We start from the raw sequence: 17,418 nt of genomic DNA on the forward strand, positions 1-17,418 counted from the left end.
GGTCTGCTGCGCGGCCCTTTGCGTGTCGGTGTCCTGGGCTATCGTGAAAACGTACCCGTAGGCCGGTCATCGATGTTCCGAAAGGACGCCCGTGAACTTCACCGCTCCCATCCAGTTGCCGGGGCTCACGCTCGATCCGCAGTGGTATCGGAGGTCGGTCTTCTACGAGGTCATGATCCGGTCGTTCGTCGATTCCAACGGCGACGGTTTCGGCGACATCGCCGGTCTCATCTCGAAGCTCGACTACCTGCAGTGGCTCGGTATCGACGCTCTCTGGCTGCCGCCGTTCTTCCAGTCGCCGCTGCGCGACGGCGGGTACGACGTCTCCGACTTCAAGGCCGTGCTGCCCGACTACGGCACGGTCGAGGAGTTCCGCGACCTCGTCACCAAGGCCCACGAGCGCAACATGCGCATCATCATGGACTTCCCGCTGAACCACACCTCCGACCAACACGAGTGGTTCCAGCAGTCGCGCGAAGACCCGGAGGGGCCGTACGGCGACTTCTACGTGTGGAGCGACACCGACGAGAAGTACGAGAACATCCGCATCATCTTCGTCGACACCGAGGAGTCGAACTGGACGTTCGATCCTGTGCGCCGGCAGTTCTTCTGGCACCGCTTCTTCTCGCACCAGCCCGACCTCAACTTCGAGAACCCGGCCGTGCAGGAGGCGATCTTCGACATCTGCCGCTTCTGGCTCGACATGGGGGTCGACGGCCTGCGGCTCGACGCGATCCCGTACCTCTTCGAATCCGAGGAGGGCAACGGCGAGGGCGAGCCCAAGACCCACGACTACATCGTGCGGCTGCGGCAGATGATCGACAGCGAGTACCCGGGGCGGATGCTGGTGGCCGAGGCCAACCAGTGGCCGCGCGAGGTCGCCGCCTTCTTCGGCAGCGACGAGGAGCCGGAATGCCACATGGCCTTCGACTTCCCGGTGATGCCCCGCATCTACTATTCGTTGCGGTCGCAGAAGGCCGATGAACTCATCCGGGTGCTGTCGGAGACCACGGCCATCCCCGAGGGCGCCGCGTGGGGCGTGTTCCTGCGCAACCACGACGAGCTGACGCTCGAGATGGTGTCGGAGGAGTACCGGCAGGCGATGTACGGCTGGTACGCCTACGACCCGCGGATGCGGTCGAACATCGGCATCCGGCGCCGGCTCGCTCCTCTGCTCGACAACTCGCGCGCCGAGCTCGAGCTCGCCCACGCCCTGCTCTTCGCCCTGCCCGGCTCGCCGTTCCTCTATTACGGCGACGAGATCGGGATGGGCGACAACATCTGGCTCCCCGACCGCGATTCCTCGCGCACGCCCATGCAGTGGACGCCGGACCGCAACGCCGGCTTCTCCACCGCAGACCCCGGCAAGCTCTTCCTGCCCGTGGTGCAGTCGCTCGTCTACAACTACAACCTGGTGAACGTCGAGTCGCAGCTCGCCCAGTCGCGGTCGCTGCTGCACTGGGTGCGCAACGTCATCCACGTGCGGAAGGCGCACCCCACCTTCGGGCTGGGCTCGATGGAGGTCGTCGGCAGCGACCACGAGTCGGTGCTGGCCTTCGTGCGCTCCTACCAGGGCTCGGGCGCCTACTTCGGAGACGGGCCCGAAGACGTGCTCTGCGTGTTCAGCTTCGCGCACAACCCGGTGTCGGCCACGATCACGGCGCCGGAGTTCGCGGGGCGCCGCCTCTTCGATCTGTTCGGGCACGGCGAGTTCCCCGCGTTCGACGAGAACGGCCGCGTTACGCTCACTTTCGGAACCCAGGCGTTCTACTGGCTGCACGTGGGCCAGTCCACCGAACAAGAACAGGGGCGCTAAGCGGTGCCGATGCCCGAATCATCCCACCCGGTCGTCGTCGAGGTCCCGCTCTTCGACTTCGACGACGAGAGGTTGGATGCGGCGGCGCCCGCTCCGGTCGTGCCCTCGCCCGCCGCGCCCGCGCCGGTCGTCGGCACGGCGACGTCGCAGGCAGTGAACGGCGACGCGCGGGTGGGCTCACTGGTCGTGCTCGAACGCGACCCCGTCGAAGCTCTCGACGCCGATGACACGATCGTCATCGACGTGGATGCCGCGGCCGTGCTCGAGACGGGTCGCGCCGCGGTGCTCGAAGACCTCGAAGAGGCCGTGCGGGCCGCTCCCGAGCCCGACCTCGTGGTCGACACCGAGATCACGCTGCCCCTCGTCCCCCGCCCCGCCTGGGCCGACCGGCTGGCGGTCTTCGACCTGGAGACCACCGGCATCGATGTCGAGACCAGTCGCGTGGTGACCGCGAACATCAGCCGGTTGGATGCCGCGGGACAGGTGGTGAGCCGGCGCGACTGGCTCGCCGATCCCGGGGTCCCCATCCCGGAACAGGCCACGGCCGTCCACGGCGTCAGCACCGAGCACGCCCGGGCAGCAGGGCGGCCGGCGGCCGAGGTGGTGGCCGAGATCGTCGCCGAGCTCCGCCGGGTCTTCGACGAGGGCTACGCGCTGGTCGTGTACAACGCGCCCTACGACCTCACACTCCTCAACCGGGAGGCACTCCGTCACGGCGGCGAACCGCTCGTCACCCCGCCCGCGGTGATCGATCCCCTGGTCATCGACAAGCAGATCGATCGCTACCGGAGAGGCAAGCGCACCCTCGAGGTGTCGGCGGCCTTCTACGGCGTCGCGCTCACGGACGCGCACGACGCCGGGGCCGATGCCATCGCCGCCGGGCGCGTCGCCCAGGCCCTGGCGTCGAAGTACGCGGTCGACCTCGACCTCTCGCTGGAGCAGTTGCACGCCGCGCAGGCGGCCTGGCACGACGCCCAGTCCGACTCCTTCGAGGACTACATGCGCCGCACCCGCGACCCCTCGTTCACCTCCCGCCGGGGCTGGCCGGAGTCTCCGCGCCCGGTCTGACCCGCGCCGCCGGCGGTCGACGGGATTCACCCTTGGGCGGCCCGCAGGAGTGCCGCCGCACGCTGAGGGTCGACCCGACTCAGCCGCGCTTTGCCCGCGTTGGATCGCGCGATCCACCGGGCGTCGGGATCACCGCTCCGCGCCCACCGCTCCAGGCGGTCGAAGCCCTCTTCGGGCGCGCCGACGGCCGCGACGCTCCACGCGTAGCCCAGGGCCTGGCGCAGCACCCGCACGTCCTCCCGGCCCCGTCTGGCGGGCACGGGAACATTCATCACGATCTCGGTGATCCGGTCCAGGATGCGCACGGCTCGGCTCGCATCCGCCGTCGCCTTCACGAGCCGCGGCTCCGCGACCCCGGCAGCCACCGCTCGGAGCAGCAGCAGATCCGGCCCGGCCTGTGCGCCGACGTCCACCCATCGTTCGGCAAGGAGCCACAGTCGTTCGCGGTTGGCGGCTCCCACCCGTTGCAGGGCCATCGCGACGCCTTCCCGCACCCGCCAGCGGCTGTCGTCGGCGAGCATCCGGAGTTCGCCCTCCGCTCGTTCGTCGGAGTTCTCGGACACGAGGCGTCCGAGTCCGATCGCGCCGCAGAGGGCGAGGAACTCGTCCGGTGAGGCGGCGAGCTCGGCGATCTGCGTCGCGGTCGCGGCATCCGCCGCCGCCTGAGCCAGCTCGAGGTTCGCGCGCGGGCCCGGCAGGCCCGACCGTGCGGCCAGATACGAAGGCCACTCCCCCGGCGCGAGCGTCGACAGCGCCGAACGGAATTTCTGCCGCGCGCTCATGCCCCCGGTATGCCGAGCGGGACCTCCCGACGGCGAGTGACACCCCTGACGCGAAGAACCCCGCCGACCGGAGCCGACGGGGTTCTTCGTGCTGTGGGGCGGAGACTACTTGCTCGCGCCGCCGAAGCCCTTGTAGCGGCTGTTGAACTTCTCGACGCGACCGGCCGAGTCGAGGATGCGCTGCTTACCGGTGTAGAAGGGGTGCGACTCGGACGAGATCTCCACGTCGATCACCGGGTAGGTGTTGCCGTCTTCCCACTCGATCGTCTTCGACGACGACACGGTCGAACGGGTGAGGAACGTGGCGCCGGACGCGAGGTCGCGGAAGACCACTGCTTCGTACGTGGGGTGGATGTCAGTCTTCATAGTGGTGTCCTAGTTTCACGGCTGGGGATGAAATCGGCGGCCAAACGGGCCAGCTAGAGAGTTTAGCAGATCCCGTCCAGAATGCGGCTCAGGATGCGCGCGCCGTGTAGCGCCCGTCCTCCTCGTTCAAGGTGATCGGCAGACCGAAGGTGGTCTCGAGGTTCTCCGACGTGAGCACCTCGCTGATCGGCCCGCTCGCGACGATCCCGCCGTCGTTCAGCAGCAGGGCGTGCGTGAAGCCGCGCGGGATCTCCTCGACGTGGTGTGTGACCATCACGATCGCCGGCGCTTCGGGTGCCGAGGCGTACCCGCCGAGCAGCTGCAACAGCTCCTCACGGGCTCCCAGGTCGAGCGAGGCGGCCGGCTCGTCGAGCAGCAGCAGCTCCGGATCGGTCATCACCGAACGGGCGATCTGCACGCGCTTCTGCTCGCCGTCGCTGAGCGAGCCGAAAAGCCGCTCGGAGAGGTGGTCGAGCTTCCATTCGGAGAGCACACGCTGGGCGCGACGCAGGTCGATGTCCTCGTAGGCCTCGTTCCAGCGACCGGTGACCGAGTAGGCCGCGGTGAGCACCACGTTCAGCACCGTCTCGTTGCCCGGGAACCGGCGGGCCATGGCGCTCGACGCGAAGCCGACGCGCGGACGCAGCTCGAACAGATCGACCTCGCCGAGCTTGCCGTCGAGCACCTGCACGGTGCCGCCGGACGGGTGGTTCATCGCCGCCGCGATCTGCAGCAGCGTGGTCTTCCCGGCGCCGTTCGGCCCGAGCACCACCCACCGCTGGTCGCCGTCGACCCTCCAGTTCACATCGCTGAGGATTTCATTCCCGTCCCGGGTGACAGAGACGTTCTGGAGGTCGAGCACGTTGGGCATGCAAGAAGTTTATCGGGCGCCGGGGTGTGCATTCGCCGGTCGAGCCGTTCAGAGCAGGGAGCGGTAGATCTCCACGGTCTGCTCCGCGATCGACGACCAGCTGAACTCGGCCTCCGCCCGCGCACGTCCGGCCTCGCCCATCCGCGCCGCCCGCACCGGGTCCGTGACGACCTCGGTCAGGGCGTTCGCGAGGTCGACGACGAAGCGGTCGGGATCGGTCGGCGTTCCGGTGCCGTCCTGCAGCTGGTCGATCGGCACGAGGAGACCGGTGACGCCGTCGTCGACGACCTCCGGGATGCCTCCGGTCGCCGTGCCCACCACGGGCAGTCCGCAGGCCATCGCCTCGAGGTTCACGATGCCGAGGGGCTCGTAGATCGACGGGCACACGAAGACGGTGGCGGCCGTGAGCACGGCGGCGAGAGCGGGCTGGGGCAGGATCTCCTCGATCCACACGATTCCGCCGCGCGTCTCCTGCAGCTCCCGCACCGCGGAACTGACCTCCTCCAGGATGGCGGGCGTGTCGGGCGCGCCGGCGCACAGCACCACCTGCACCTCGGTCGGCAGCAGCGCGATGGCGCGGAGCAGGTACGGCAGGCCCTTCTGCCGGGTGATCCGGCCCACGAACACGACGGTCGGCCGCGTGCTGTCGATCCCGTGCCGGGCGAGCACCTCCTCGTCGTAGTGGGGCTTCCACTTCTCGAGGTCGATGCCGTTGTAGACGACGCTCACCTTCGACTCGTCGAGCGACGGGTAGGAGCGCAGGATGTCGCGGCGCATCCCGCCGCTGACCGCGATGACCGCGTCGGCCGACTCGAAGGCGTCCTTCTCGATCCACGAGGACACGCGGTAGCCGCCGCCGAGCTGCTCGGCCTTCCAGGGGCGAAGTGGTTCGAGCGAGTGCGCGGTCACCACGTGAGGCACGCCTTGCAGCAGCGCCGAGAGGCGGCCGGCGGCGTTGGCGTACCAGGTGTGCGAGTGCACCAGGTCGGTGCCGGCGGTCGCTTCGGCGATCTGCAGGTCGACACCGAGGGTCGTCAGCGCGGGGTTCGCCCCGTCGAGTTCGGTGGGCACGCGGTACGCGAACACGCCCGCCTCGTCGCGCGGCGCTCCGAAGCACCGCACGTTCACGTCGATGTGAGCCCGGAGCCCCTTGACGAGTTCGGCGACGTGCACTCCCGCCCCTCCGTAGACCTCGGGCGGATACTCACGGGAAATCACATCTACTCGCATAGTTGAACGGTAGTACGGGTTGGGGGAAACCTCATTAGGGTTGGGGACATGGCAGCATCAAAGAAGATCTTCGGCATCGTCCTGGCCGGAGGTGAGGGCAAGCGCCTCATGCCCCTCACGGCCGACCGTGCCAAGCCCGGCGTCCCCTTCGGAGGCGGCTACCGCCTCATCGACTTCGCGCTCTCCAACCTCGTGAATTCCGGGCTGCGCCAGATCGTGGTGCTCACCCAGTACAAGTCGCACTCGCTCGACCGCCACGTCTCGCAGACCTGGCACCTCGACGGTCTGCTCAACTCCTACATCGCCTCGGTGCCCGCCCAGCAGCGCCTCGGCAAGCGCTGGTTCAGCGGATCGGCCGACGCCATCCTGCAGTCGCTCAACCTGATCCGCGACGAGAAGCCCGACATCGTGGTCGTGGTCGGCGCCGACCACGTCTACCGCATGGACTTCGAGCAGATGATCCAGGCCCACATCGAATCGGGCAAGGGTGCCACGGTCGCGGCCATCCGACAGCCGATCGAGCTGAGCGATCAGTTCGGCGTCATCCAGACCTCGCCCGACGATCCGACCGTGATCGCCGAGTTCCTCGAGAAGCCGAAGAACGCCGTGGGGCTCGCCGACGCGCCGCACGAGGTGCTCGCCTCGATGGGCAACTACATCTTCGACGCCGATCAGCTGATCGACGCCGTCATCCGCGACGGGGAACGTCCGGAATCGAGCCACGACATGGGCGGCGACATCATCCCGGACTTCGTGGCCGCCGGAAACGCCGCGGTGTACGACCTCAACCGCAACGACGTGCCCGGGTCCACCGACCGCGACCGCTACTACTGGCGCGACGTGGGAACCATCGAGTCGTTCTACGACGCGCATCAAGACCTGATCTCCGCGCTGCCGGTGTTCAACCTCTACAACGAGAAGTGGCCGATCTACACGCAGCAGCTCAACTCCCCGCCAGCGAAGTTCGTGCGCGACAGCAAGGGCAACCCGGGCGTCACCGTGGAGTCGATCGTGTCGCTCGGCTGCCTCATCTCCGGCGCCCGCGTCGAGGGCAGCGTCGTGGGGCCGTGGACGACGGTCGATTCGGGAGCTCTCGTGCAGCAGTCGGTGCTCTTCGACCGGGTCCACATCGAACCGGATGCGGTCGTGCGCCGGGCTATCCTGGACAAGAACGTCGTCGTCCTCGCGGGCGCCCAGGTGGGCGTCGATCCCGAACGCGATCGGGAACGCGGGTTCACCGTGACCGACACGGGAATCACGGTCGTCGGCAAAGGAGTCCGCGTAGTTCCATGACGCAGCAGATGCTGGCACCCGATCCCCTGCCCGCGAGCCAGCACCCCGCTGATCGACCGCGATTCCTCGTCGTCCTCGACGTCGACTCGACACTCATCGAGAACGAAGTCATCGAGATGCTCGGCGATCTGGCCGGATGTCACGCCGAGGTCGCCGAGATCACCGAGCGTGCCATGCGCGGTGAGCTCGACTTCGCGCAGAGCCTCGCGGCCCGCGTCGCATTGCTGGAGGGCCTCCCCGACACCTGCTTCGCCGAGGTCGGTGCCGCCATCCAGGTGACGCAAGGAGTTCCCGCGATGATCGCCGCGGTGCAGGCCGACGGCGGCGCGGTGGGCGTCGTCTCGGGGGGCTTCCACGAGGTCCTCGACCCACTGGCCCAGTCGCTCGGCCTCGACCACTGGCGCGCCAACCGTCTGGGCGTCCGCGACGGCCGCCTCACGGGCGAGGTCTCGGGCCCCATCATCGACCCGCAGAGCAAAGCGGATGCGCTCACCGAGTGGGCGGAGGCACGCGGCATCCCGCTCGCCCACACCCTCGCCGTCGGCGACGGCGCGAACGACCTCCGCATGATGGAGGTCGCCGGCCTCTCCGTCGCCTTCGACGCCCGGCCCCTGGTGCGAGAACACGCCGACGTCATCATGGACCAGCGCGACCTCAGCCAGCTCCTGCCCCTCCTGGGCCTCCGCGGCTAGACCCGCTCGGCTAGTGGCCCATCCCCAGACCACCATCGACCGGGATGACCGCACCCGAGATGTACGCCGCGTCGTCGGAAGCGAGCCAGGCGACCGCCTTGGCCACTTCGGCGGCCGATCCGTAACGCCCGGCCGGGATGCTCTTCTTGTACTCCGCCTGCTGCTCTTCGGGCAGCTCGGCGGTCATGTCGGTCTCGATGAAGCCGGGCGCCACGATGTTGGCCGTGATGCCCCGCGCTCCGAGTTCGCGGGTGATGGACCGCGCGAAGCCGACGAGGGCGCTCTTGGAGGCGCTGTAGTTGACCTGGCCGGGCGAGCCGTAGAGGCCGACCACGCTCGAGATCAGCACGATGCGGCCGAAGCGGGCCTTGAGCATCCCCTTCGACGCCCGCTTCACCACGCGGAACGAGCCGGTGAGGTTCGTGTCCACGACGCTCGTGAAGTCGTCTTCCGACATCCGGAGCAGCAGGGCGTCCTTCGTGATGCCGGCGTTCGCCACCACCACCTCGACGGCGCCGAGCTCCTTCTCCACCTCGGAGAAGGCGGCATCGATCGAGGCGCTGTCGGTCACGTCGGCGATGACGGTGAGGGTTCCCTCCGGCCCCTTCCCGGAGCGGGCGGTCACCGCGACGCGGTGACCCTGGGCCACGAATTCCTCGGCGATGGCGTAGCCGATGCCGCGGTTTCCGCCGGTGACGAGCACGGTGCGAGGAGTGGTGGGAGTTGTCACGGCGAGGTGGTCCTAACTTCGGGGAGACGGTGGTGCCGTACCAGCTTAGGAGCAGTTTCCGAAGCGTAGGCTAGGGGCACACCATGAGACACGCGCCCCAGTCCGTCACGAGCATCCCGCGGTCCCCCGAGGACGAGCGGCGCTCACGCATGACCAAGTACCTGGTCACCATGGGCATCCGCATCGTCTGCCTGGTTCTCATGCTCTTCGTGCAGGGTTGGTGGCTCGCCGTGTGCGCGGCCGGCGCCATCCTGCTGCCCTACTTCGCCGTGGTGCTCGGCAACGTCGGAACCTCGTGGGTCAGCCACGCCGAGCGCCCCACCGCCATCGAGGTGTACCGCCGCCCAGAGGCGGCCGCGCCGGGCGAAGGTGCCGCGAGCACCGACGGCGCGACCACCGAGGAGCCGCGCCCGTGATCTCGCTCGGCCTCGATCCGGCCACCGATGAGTGCTCGCGCGCGCAGTGCCGCGCGGCGGCCACCTGGCGCATCGACTGGCGCAATCCGCGCATCCACGCCGAAGACCGGCGCAAGACCTGGCTGGCCTGCGACGAGCACGTCGACTACCTGCGCGACTTCCTGGAGGCGCGGGACTTCCCGCTCACCGTCTCCCCGTTGGCCTCGGCGGGAGCGGTCGACGCATGACCGGCTGGCGTTTCCTGCTCAGCCGCCGCTGGGCCGGCTACCTCGCGCTCGTCATCGTGTTCGCGATCGTCTGCGTGCTGCTGGCGATGTGGCAGCTCGCACGCCGCGACGAGGCCGTGGCCGAGATCAACCGTGTGGCCACGAACTTCGACGCCGACCCCACTCCGCTCACCACGGCCCTCCCCCAGCTCGACTCCTACGATCCCTCGCAGGAGTGGCTGACCGTCTCGATGCAGGGGCACTACCTCGTCGACGACCAGGTGCTCGTGCGCAACCGGCCGCTCGGCGGCGACGTGGGTTTCGACGTGCTGGTGCCGTTCCAGTTGACGAGCGGCGAGGTCTTCATCGTCGATCGTGGCTGGGTGCCCACCGGTCAGAAGCAGGACGTCCCGGATGCCGTGCCCGCGGCTCCCACGGGAACGGTCTCGGTCGTCGCCCGCCTGAAAGCCGGAGAGCCGCACCTCGACAATCGCAGCGCGGTCGCCGGGCAGATCGCCACGATCGAACTCCCCGTGCTCGCCGACCAGGTCGGGCTGCCGACCTACACCGCCGCCTACGGTCTGCTCGCCTCGGAGAACCCCGCGCCCGCCGAGCGCCCCACGGCGGCCGTGAAGCCGACACCCGACGAAGGCGCCCACCTCTCTTACACCTTCCAGTGGTTCGCGTTCGGGCTGCTCGGGTTCGTGGCACTCGGCTACATCGTGCGGCAGGAGTTCCGCCGCGTGAACGAAGACGACCCGGAGGAACAGGAGCGCGCCGCTGAGCGCGAGCGCCGGCGCCTGGCCCGCAAGACGGATGCTGAGATCGAGGACGAGATCATCGACCGCACGGGGCGGTGACGCTCAGGCCGAGCCGATCAGGTACGCCTGATCAGGCCAGGCTGATGAGGTCGGCGTAGTCCTTGTTCCAGTGGTCCTCGACACCGTCGGGCAGGATGAGCACACGCTCGGGGTTCAGCGCCTCGACGGCACCCTCGTCGTGGCTCACCAGCACGACCGCGCCCTCGTAGTGCGCGAGCGCATCGAGGATCTCCTCGCGGCTCGCCGGATCGAGGTTGTTCGTGGGCTCGTCGAGCAGCAGCACGTTGGCGCCGGAGACGACGATCATCGCCAGAGCGAGTCGTGTCTTCTCGCCACCCGAGAGCACACCGGCGGGCTTGTGCGAGTCGTCCCCGGTGAACAGGAACGAGCCGAGTACCCGACGCGCCTCGGTCTCGGTGAGGTTCGGCGACGCGGACACCATGTTCTCGAGCACGGAGCGCTTCACGTCGATCGTCTCGTGCTCCTGGGCGTAGTAGCCGATCCGGAGCCCGTGCCCCGGTTCGATCTGCCCGGTGTCGGGCTTGTCGACGCCGCCCAGGATGCGCAGCAGCGTCGTCTTGCCGGCACCGTTGAGCCCGAGCACGACCACTTTCGAGCCCCGATCGATCGCCAGGTCGACAGCCGTGAAGATCTCGAGCGAGCCGTAGCTCTTCGAGAGGTTCGACGCCATCAGGGGCGTGCGGCCGCAGGCGACCGGAGTCGGGAACCGCAGTTTGGCCACGCGATCGACCGCGCGTACTTCTTCGAGTCCGGAGAGCATCTTCTCGGCGCGGGCCACCATCTGGTGCGCTGCCGCGGCCTTCGAGGCCTTGGCACCGAAGCGGGCGGCCTGCATCTGCAGCTGGGTGGCCTTCTTCTCGACGTTGACGCGCTCCTTCTTGCGGCGCTCCTCGTCGGCTTCGCGCTGCTTGAGGTAGTTGCGCCAGTTCATGTTGTACACGTCGATGACCTGGCGGTTGGCATCCAGATAGAACACGCGGTTCACCGTCTCGCCCACGAGTTCGATGTCGTGGGAGATCACGATGAAGCCGCCGTTGTAGCTCTTCAGGAACTCGCGGAGCCACACCACCGAGTCGGCGTCGAGGTGGTTGGTGGGCTCGTCGAGGATGAGCGTCTCCGCGTCGGAGAAGAGGATGCGGGCCAGCTCGATGCGCCGCCGCTGGCCGCCCGAGAGCGTCTTGAGCGGCTGGTCGAGGATGCGGTCGGGCAGGCTGAGGTTGCTCGCGATGGACGCCGCTTCGGCCTCGGCAGCGTATCCGCCGAGCGCGTCGAAGCGTTCGGTGAGGTTGCCGTACTTCCTCATGGCGGCTTCGCTGACCTTGGCGTCGCTGCTGGCCATCTCCATCGACGACTGCTGCATGCCGAGCACCAGGGAGCCGAGCCCGCGGGCGTTCAGGATGCGAGTGCGCGCGAGTTCCTCCGGGTCGCCCGAGCGCGGGTCCTGGGGCAGGTAGCCGAGTTCGCCGCTGCGCTGCACGGCGCCACCGGAGGGCTGGAGCTCCCCGGAGAGCACCTTCGTGAGAGTGGTCTTCCCCGCGCCGTTGCGGCCCACGAGGCCGACCTTGTCGCCGGCTCCGACTCGGAACGACACGTCCTCCATGAGGGTACGTGCGCCGACCCGGATGGCCAGGTCTGTAACGCTGAGCACAGAGATATCCACTTCTACTTGCAACGGGGGAACACTCCAGTCTATCCGCCCCGCACCCACCCCCGACCGCGCTCGCCCCCAGCGCAACCCCTTCCCCCGCCGCCTCCGCCCCTCCGCGGGCCTCACTCCGTCGGAAACCGCACTCCTGGCGCACTCCGAGCGACATACGCCCCCACCACCCCGCAGGTTTGCGACTTCCGACGCCGAGGTCACGAGAGCACCAACCCGCGCCGCCGGTGTCGCCCGCTCCAGCGGTGCTCGCCGCGTTCCACGATCGCCCGGATCGTGTCGAGCGTGCGGTGCGGTTGCAGGATCACCTGCGCATAGCTCAAGCGCAGCACCACATACCCCTGTTCAGCCAGGGCGAAGTCGCGCCGCTTGTCGTCGGCGAACGACCTCCTGTCGGAGTGCCACTCCCGCCCGTCTGTCTCGATCACCAGCCGGTCGCCCACAAGGAGATCGACCCGACCCACTCCGCTGATTCGCACCTGCACGCGAGCCTCGATCCCCACGGAGTGCAGAAGCAGGCGCAGGTGCGTCTCGAGCCCGGACTCTGCGGCTCCGTTCGCCAGAGCACCCAACGACGAGTAGCACGCCGGAAGCGGGGCGAGGATGCTCGCCAGTCGCCACTCGCTGATCAGGCCGTGATGCAGGGCCGAGTCCATCGAGGCCACAGCGTCTCGTCGCGGCTGACACATGATCGCGTGCACCAGCGCCAACTCCACCGAATCCACGCCGCCGACGGCGGGCTGCAGACCGTCGAGTTGAAGTGATCGGTGATGCACGACCCCCGGATCGGGCGCGAGATCGTGCGCGAACCGGCGAACCCGGACGTGGCGTCGTTCGTCTTCCCTGGTCCAGATCGCGCGCGTCGCCAGCGCCGATACGCACGCCAGCGTGCCGCCGGCTCGCACCGCCGCGACCACATCACTCGGTGCACCCTGCGGCACGGCGACCCATCCGTTGCGGAGCCGCGAGAGATCTCCCCTCCGCACGGAACGGTCGATCCCCGCTCGATCCGTCCCGAGCTTCATGAGTTCGCCGCACGACGCGACGCCGCCCAACTGGGTCACGAGAACGATCACCGGTTCCATGCCTCGACTGTCGTGCCGTGCGGCCCGACGTCCTGAGCCTCGTGCCGATCTGTGGACGAAATCGCGGACACCGGCTGCGGTGGAGAACGATTGAGGCTGTTCAGAAACGCAAACGTCGCCGCGTCCCAGCCCTATTCGGGGCCGGATGCGGCGACGTTTGCGTTTTCAGACGGGCGGGCGACTCAGATGGAGAAGCCGAGGGCGCGCATCATGTCGCGGCCGTCATCGGTGATCTTGTCGGGGCCCCACGGCGGCATCCACACCCAGTTGATGCGGAACTGCTCCACGACGCCGTCGAGCGCCTCCGCCGTCTGCTCTTCGAGCACGTCGGTGAGCGGGCAGCCGGCCGACGTGAGGGTCATGCTGATGACCAGAGCGTCCTGCTCCGCATCCCAGCCCAGATCGTAGATGAGGCCGAGGTCGACGATGTTCACACCGAGCTCGGGGTCCATCACGTCTTTCAGCGCCTCTTCGACCTGGTCGAAGAGTTTCGGTTCGAGTGTCGTGACCATATCGTTATCCTACGTTCGAGCTTTCGAGAAAGCGATCGTATCCCTCGTTCTCCAGTCGCACGGCGAGCTCGGGGCCGCCTTGCTCGGCCACGCGGCCGGCGACGAACACGTGCACGAAGTCGGGGTGCACGTAACGGAGGATGCGGTTGTAGTGGGTGATGAGGAGGATGCCGAGACCGGTGTTGGCCTTGGCCCGGTTGACTCCTTCGGAGACGACCTTCAGGGCGTCGACGTCGAGCCCGGAGTCCGTCTCGTCGAGCACCGCGAACTTCGGCTTCAGGAGTTCGAGCTGCAGGATCTCGTTGCGCTTCTTCTCGCCGCCCGAGAAGCCCTCGTTGACGTTGCGCTCCCGGAACGACTTGTCCATGCGCAGCGCGCTCATCGACGCGTCGAGGTCTTTGATCCAGCCACGGATCGCCGGCGCCTCGCCGTCGATGGCGGTCTTCGCCGTGCGGAGGAAGTTCGACACCGAGACACCCGGGATCTCCACCGGATACTGCATCGCCAGGAACAGGCCGGCACGAGCGCGCTCGTCGACCGTCTTGGTGAGCATCTCCTCGCCGTCGAGCGTCACGGAGCCGCCCTCGACGTGGTACTTGGGGTGCCCGGCGATCGCGTAGGCGAGAGTCGACTTGCCCGATCCGTTCGGGCCCATGATCGCGTGGGTCTCGCCCTCGCCGATCGTGAGGTCGACCCCGCGGAGGATGTGCTTGGTCCCCTGCTCGGTCTCGACGCTCACCTGGAGGTCTTCGATCTTCAGAACCGACATGCTAATCAATCACTTTCGTCACGGTTGGGTCGATGTAGATGTCCCCGTCGATCACCTGGACCTCGAAGACGGGAACGGGCTCATAGGCCGGGAGCGACAGCGGCTTCCCGGTCTCGAGCGAGAACTTGGAGCCGTGCGCCCAGCACTCGAGGGTGTCGTCCTCGACGAAGCCCTCCGAGAGCGAGATGTCGCCGTGGGTGCAGGTGTCGCCGATGGCGTGGCACTCGCCCGCCGAGTCCTTCACGAGCGCGATCGCCACTCCCCCGACCACGACACGCAGCGCCTGGTTCACGGGAACGTCGTCGAATGCACAGACCTTCTCAGCCATCTCTACTCCGCAGCCTGGGAGCGGATCAGCTCCGCCTCGACGGCCACGGCCAGCCGCTCCTCGAGCGCGGGCGAGCCGATCTGCTGGATGATCTCGGCGAGGAAGCCGCGCACGACGAGCCGCCGCGCCTCTTCTTCCGAGATGCCGCGGGACTGCAGGTAGAAGAGCTGCTCGTCGTCGAACCGGCCGGTCGAGGACGCGTGTCCCGCGCCGACGATGTTGCCGGTCTCGATCTCGAGGTTCGGGATGCTGTCGGCCCGCGTCCCCTCGGAGAGCACGAGGTTGCGGTTCTGCTCGTAGCTGTCGGTGCCGTCGGCGTGCGGGCCGATCAGCACATCGCCCACCCAGACGGTGTGCGCGCCCTTGCCCTGCAGTGCGCCCTTGTAGTTGACCCGACTCCGCGTGTTGGCGGCCACGTGATCGATGTACGGGCGCTGCTCGAGGAACTGGCCGGCATCGGCGAAGTAGAGGCCGAAGGCATCCGTCGACGCACCCTGCTCCACGAGGTGGATGGCGGGGTTGACCCGCACCACCGAGCCGCCGAGCGACACGATGACGTGGCGGAGGTTGGCGTCGCGCCCGACGGTGGCGAAATGACTCGACAGGTGGAGCGCCGAATCCTCCCACTCCTGCACGGTCACGACCGTGAGCTGGGCGCCCTCGCGCACGATGATCTCGACGTTCTCGGCGAGGTTGGCGTCGCCGCTGTGCTCCAGGATGACGGTGCCGCGGCTGTTGGGCGCCGCCTCGATCACGACGTGGGCCGCTCGGGGCGTGTCGCCGAAACCGCCGCGCTGCACGAGCAGCTCGCCGCCTTCTTCACCCGAGACCCGGATGTGCAGCGCCTTCTCGGCGCTCGACCAGGCGTTGGCCGAGGCGCGGTCTTCGGGTGCGCCGGCTGCTCCGATCAACGCGTCGTCGCGCGCGATCCAGTCCACGGCGAAGCCGTCAACGGCCTCGGCCGACACCTCGAGCACGGATCCGTCGAGCGGCTCCGCCGTGAGGTGCGCGATCTTCGCCATCGGCGCGAACTTCCACTCGAACTCCAGCCCGGTGACGGCAGCGAAGTCGTCGGCCGAGGTGGAGGTGAAGCGCTCCGAGCGGGTCTGCACCGGCACGAACGCCGATCCGCCGTCGGAGTGCGCCTGGAATCCGTGCTGAACGGGCTCGACGCGAGCGGTGGGCTCGACGCGAGCGGTGGGCTCGGCTCCCGCGGGAACGGACACGGGTGCGGTTGTTTCGGGTGCCGCCATTTAGCCGACGCTGCCTTCCATGCCCATCTCGATGAGCTTGTTGAGTTCGAGGGCGTATTCCATCGGCAGCTCCCGCGCGATCGGCTCGATGAAGCCGCGCACGATCATCGCCATCGCCTCGTCTTCGGGGAGACCCCGCGACATGAGGTAGAACAACTGCTCCTCGGAGACCTTCGAGACCGTGGCCTCATGACCGAGCTGCACGTCGTCGACCCGGATGTCGATGGCCGGGTAGGTGTCCGACCTCGAGATCGTGTCGACCAGCAGCGCATCGCATCGCACCGTGTTGGCCGAGTGATGCGCGTTCTCCGACATCCGCACCTCGCCGCGGTAACCCGCTCGGCCACCGCCGCGCGCGATCGACTTTGACACGATCGACGACTGCGTGTAGGGCGCCATGTGGATCATCTTCGCGCCGGCGTCCTGGTGCTGGCCGGGACCCGCGAACGCGACCGAGAGCGTCTCGCCCTTGGCGTGCTCGCCCACCAGGTAGATCGACGGGTACTTCATCGTGACCTTGGACCCGATGTTGCCGTCGATCCACTCCATCGTCGCGCCCTCGTGCGCGATCGCACGCTTGGTGACGAGGTTGTAGACGTTGTTCGACCAGTTCTGGATCGTCGTGTAGCGAACGCGGGCGTTCTTCTTCACGATGATCTCGACCACGGCGGAGTGCAGCGAGTCGCTCTTGTAGATGGGAGCGGTGCACCCCTCGATGTAGTGAACGTAGGAGCCCTCGTCGGCGATGATCAGCGTGCGCTCGAACTGGCCCATGTTCTCCGTGTTGATGCGGAAGTAGGCCTGCAGCGGGATCTCGACGTGCACGCCCTTGGGAACGTAGACGAACGATCCGCCCGACCAGACGGCCGTGTTCAACGCCGCGAACTTGTTGTCACCCGAGGGGATGACCGTGCCGAAGTACTCGGTGAAGAACTCGGGGTGCTCCCGCAGCGCGGTGTCGGTGTCCATGAAGATGACGCCCTGGGCCTCGAGGTCTTCACGGATCTGGTGGTACACCACCTCCGACTCGTACTGCGCGGCCACGCCGGAGACGAGGCGCTGACGCTCCGCCTCGGGGATGCCGAGCTTCTCGTAGGTGTTCTTGATGTCGTCGGGCAGGTCGTCCCAGGTCTGGGCCTGCTTCTCCGTGGAGCGCACGAAGTACTTGATGTTGTCGAAGTCGATGCCGGAGAGGTCTGCACCCCAGGTGGGCATGGGCTTGCGGCCGAAGATCTGAAGCGCCTTCAGGCGGTTCTTCAGCATCCACTCCGGTTCGTCTTTGAGCGCCGAGATGTTGGCGACCACTGCCTCGTTGATACCGCGTTGGGCGCTGGCACCGGCCGCGTCGGAGTCGGACCAGCCGAATTCGTAGACACCGAGGTTCTCGAGTTCGGGCCGGTCAATGAGCACGTCTGACATGGCTGACTCCCTTCATTGCTGCTGACAACCTCTAACGAGTCAAAGGTCTCCGACATTCCATCGTCGCATCGATCTATCTGTCG

At 67.8% G+C, this 17,418-nt stretch carries 19 protein-coding genes; 7 read left to right on the plus strand and 12 right to left on the minus strand.

Features of this window, described 5'->3' with window-relative positions; genetic code table 11:
• The first annotated feature begins 91 nt into the window (after positions 1–91).
• Entirely contained in the window at positions 92–1,816 is a 1,725-nt protein-coding gene (gene treS, locus ACFJGU_RS18605) for a maltose alpha-D-glucosyltransferase (RefSeq protein ID WP_382305533.1), read from the plus strand.
• 9 nt (positions 1,817–1,825) lie between these two features.
• Entirely contained in the window at positions 1,826–2,884 is a 1,059-nt protein-coding gene (locus ACFJGU_RS18610; protein ID WP_382305534.1) for an exonuclease domain-containing protein, read from the plus strand.
• A gap of 26 nt (positions 2,885–2,910) precedes the next feature.
• Here the strand turns inward: ACFJGU_RS18610 and ACFJGU_RS18615 are convergent, their stop codons facing one another.
• The 4 genes from ACFJGU_RS18615 to glgA form a co-directional block, all read right to left on the minus strand.
• Positions 2,911–3,666: a HEAT repeat domain-containing protein gene (locus ACFJGU_RS18615; protein ID WP_382305535.1), complete on the minus strand. Its 756-nt coding sequence runs from the start codon at positions 3,664–3,666 to the stop codon at positions 2,911–2,913.
• Positions 3,667–3,771: 105 nt separating this feature from the next.
• A complete protein-coding gene (locus tag ACFJGU_RS18620; RefSeq protein ID WP_092553057.1) occupies positions 3,772–4,032 on the minus strand; it encodes a type B 50S ribosomal protein L31 in 261 nt (86 codons plus the stop codon).
• A gap of 88 nt (positions 4,033–4,120) precedes the next feature.
• Positions 4,121–4,903, minus strand: a complete 783-nt coding sequence (locus ACFJGU_RS18625; protein WP_382305537.1) for an ABC transporter ATP-binding protein — start codon at positions 4,901–4,903, stop codon at positions 4,121–4,123.
• A 48-nt stretch (positions 4,904–4,951) separates the two neighbouring features.
• Positions 4,952–6,133: a glycogen synthase gene (gene glgA, locus ACFJGU_RS18630; RefSeq protein WP_382305539.1), complete on the minus strand. Its 1,182-nt coding sequence runs from the start codon at positions 6,131–6,133 to the stop codon at positions 4,952–4,954.
• A gap of 48 nt (positions 6,134–6,181) precedes the next feature.
• On the opposite strand from glgA, the gene ACFJGU_RS18635 reads away from it, so the two are divergent.
• A complete protein-coding gene (locus tag ACFJGU_RS18635; RefSeq protein WP_382305541.1) occupies positions 6,182–7,426 on the plus strand; it encodes a glucose-1-phosphate adenylyltransferase in 1,245 nt (414 codons plus the stop codon).
• Between the two features lie 8 nt (positions 7,427–7,434).
• On the plus strand, positions 7,435–8,118 hold the full coding sequence (serB, locus tag ACFJGU_RS18640) for a phosphoserine phosphatase SerB (protein ID WP_382310440.1): 684 nt from the start codon (positions 7,435–7,437) through the stop codon (positions 8,116–8,118).
• A 10-nt stretch (positions 8,119–8,128) separates the two neighbouring features.
• On the opposite strand, the gene ACFJGU_RS18645 is transcribed toward serB, so the two are convergent.
• Positions 8,129–8,848 carry a beta-ketoacyl-ACP reductase gene (locus ACFJGU_RS18645; RefSeq protein ID WP_382305543.1) on the minus strand — a complete coding sequence of 240 codons (720 nt, stop codon included), beginning with the start codon at positions 8,846–8,848 and terminating at the stop codon, positions 8,129–8,131.
• An 83-nt stretch (positions 8,849–8,931) separates the two neighbouring features.
• On the opposite strand from ACFJGU_RS18645, the gene ACFJGU_RS18650 reads away from it, so the two are divergent.
• From ACFJGU_RS18650 to ACFJGU_RS18660, 3 genes are read left to right on the plus strand one after another with little or no spacing between them, the layout of a single operon-like run.
• Complete coding sequence (locus tag ACFJGU_RS18650; RefSeq protein WP_382305545.1) at positions 8,932–9,264, plus strand: DUF3099 domain-containing protein; 333 nt, start codon at positions 8,932–8,934, stop codon at positions 9,262–9,264.
• Entirely contained in the window at positions 9,261–9,491 is a 231-nt protein-coding gene (locus tag ACFJGU_RS18655) for a hypothetical protein (protein ID WP_382305547.1), read from the plus strand. Before ACFJGU_RS18650 ends, ACFJGU_RS18655 begins: the two co-directional genes overlap by 4 nt.
• Positions 9,488–10,330 carry an SURF1 family protein gene (locus tag ACFJGU_RS18660; protein ID WP_382305549.1) on the plus strand — a complete coding sequence of 281 codons (843 nt, stop codon included), beginning with the start codon at positions 9,488–9,490 and terminating at the stop codon, positions 10,328–10,330. Before ACFJGU_RS18655 ends, ACFJGU_RS18660 begins: the two co-directional genes overlap by 4 nt.
• Before the next feature lie 31 nt (positions 10,331–10,361).
• Here the strand turns inward: ACFJGU_RS18660 and ACFJGU_RS18665 are convergent, their stop codons facing one another.
• The 7 genes from ACFJGU_RS18665 to sufB form a co-directional block, all read right to left on the minus strand.
• On the minus strand, positions 10,362–11,960 hold the full coding sequence (locus ACFJGU_RS18665; protein WP_382305551.1) for an ABC-F family ATP-binding cassette domain-containing protein: 1,599 nt from the start codon (positions 11,958–11,960) through the stop codon (positions 10,362–10,364).
• 209 nt (positions 11,961–12,169) lie between these two features.
• Positions 12,170–13,054: an endonuclease domain-containing protein gene (locus ACFJGU_RS18670; protein WP_382305553.1), complete on the minus strand. Its 885-nt coding sequence runs from the start codon at positions 13,052–13,054 to the stop codon at positions 12,170–12,172.
• A 182-nt stretch (positions 13,055–13,236) separates the two neighbouring features.
• Complete coding sequence (locus ACFJGU_RS18675; RefSeq protein ID WP_092553023.1) at positions 13,237–13,566, minus strand: metal-sulfur cluster assembly factor; 330 nt, start codon at positions 13,564–13,566, stop codon at positions 13,237–13,239.
• Positions 13,567–13,570: 4 nt separating this feature from the next.
• Positions 13,571–14,335 carry a Fe-S cluster assembly ATPase SufC gene (gene sufC / locus ACFJGU_RS18680; protein ID WP_382305555.1) on the minus strand — a complete coding sequence of 255 codons (765 nt, stop codon included), beginning with the start codon at positions 14,333–14,335 and terminating at the stop codon, positions 13,571–13,573.
• Position 14,336: 1 nt separating this feature from the next.
• On the minus strand, positions 14,337–14,663 hold the full coding sequence (locus ACFJGU_RS18685) for a non-heme iron oxygenase ferredoxin subunit (protein ID WP_259508925.1): 327 nt from the start codon (positions 14,661–14,663) through the stop codon (positions 14,337–14,339).
• A gap of 2 nt (positions 14,664–14,665) precedes the next feature.
• A complete protein-coding gene (gene sufD / locus ACFJGU_RS18690) occupies positions 14,666–15,916 on the minus strand; it encodes a Fe-S cluster assembly protein SufD (protein ID WP_382305557.1) in 1,251 nt (416 codons plus the stop codon).
• Positions 15,917–17,335 carry a Fe-S cluster assembly protein SufB gene (gene sufB / locus ACFJGU_RS18695; protein ID WP_382305559.1) on the minus strand — a complete coding sequence of 473 codons (1,419 nt, stop codon included), beginning with the start codon at positions 17,333–17,335 and terminating at the stop codon, positions 15,917–15,919.
• Between the last annotated feature and the right edge of the window lie 83 nt (positions 17,336–17,418).

Source organism: Herbiconiux sp. UC225_62 (genome assembly GCF_042694625.1).
GTDB lineage: Bacteria > Actinomycetota > Actinomycetes > Actinomycetales > Microbacteriaceae > Herbiconiux.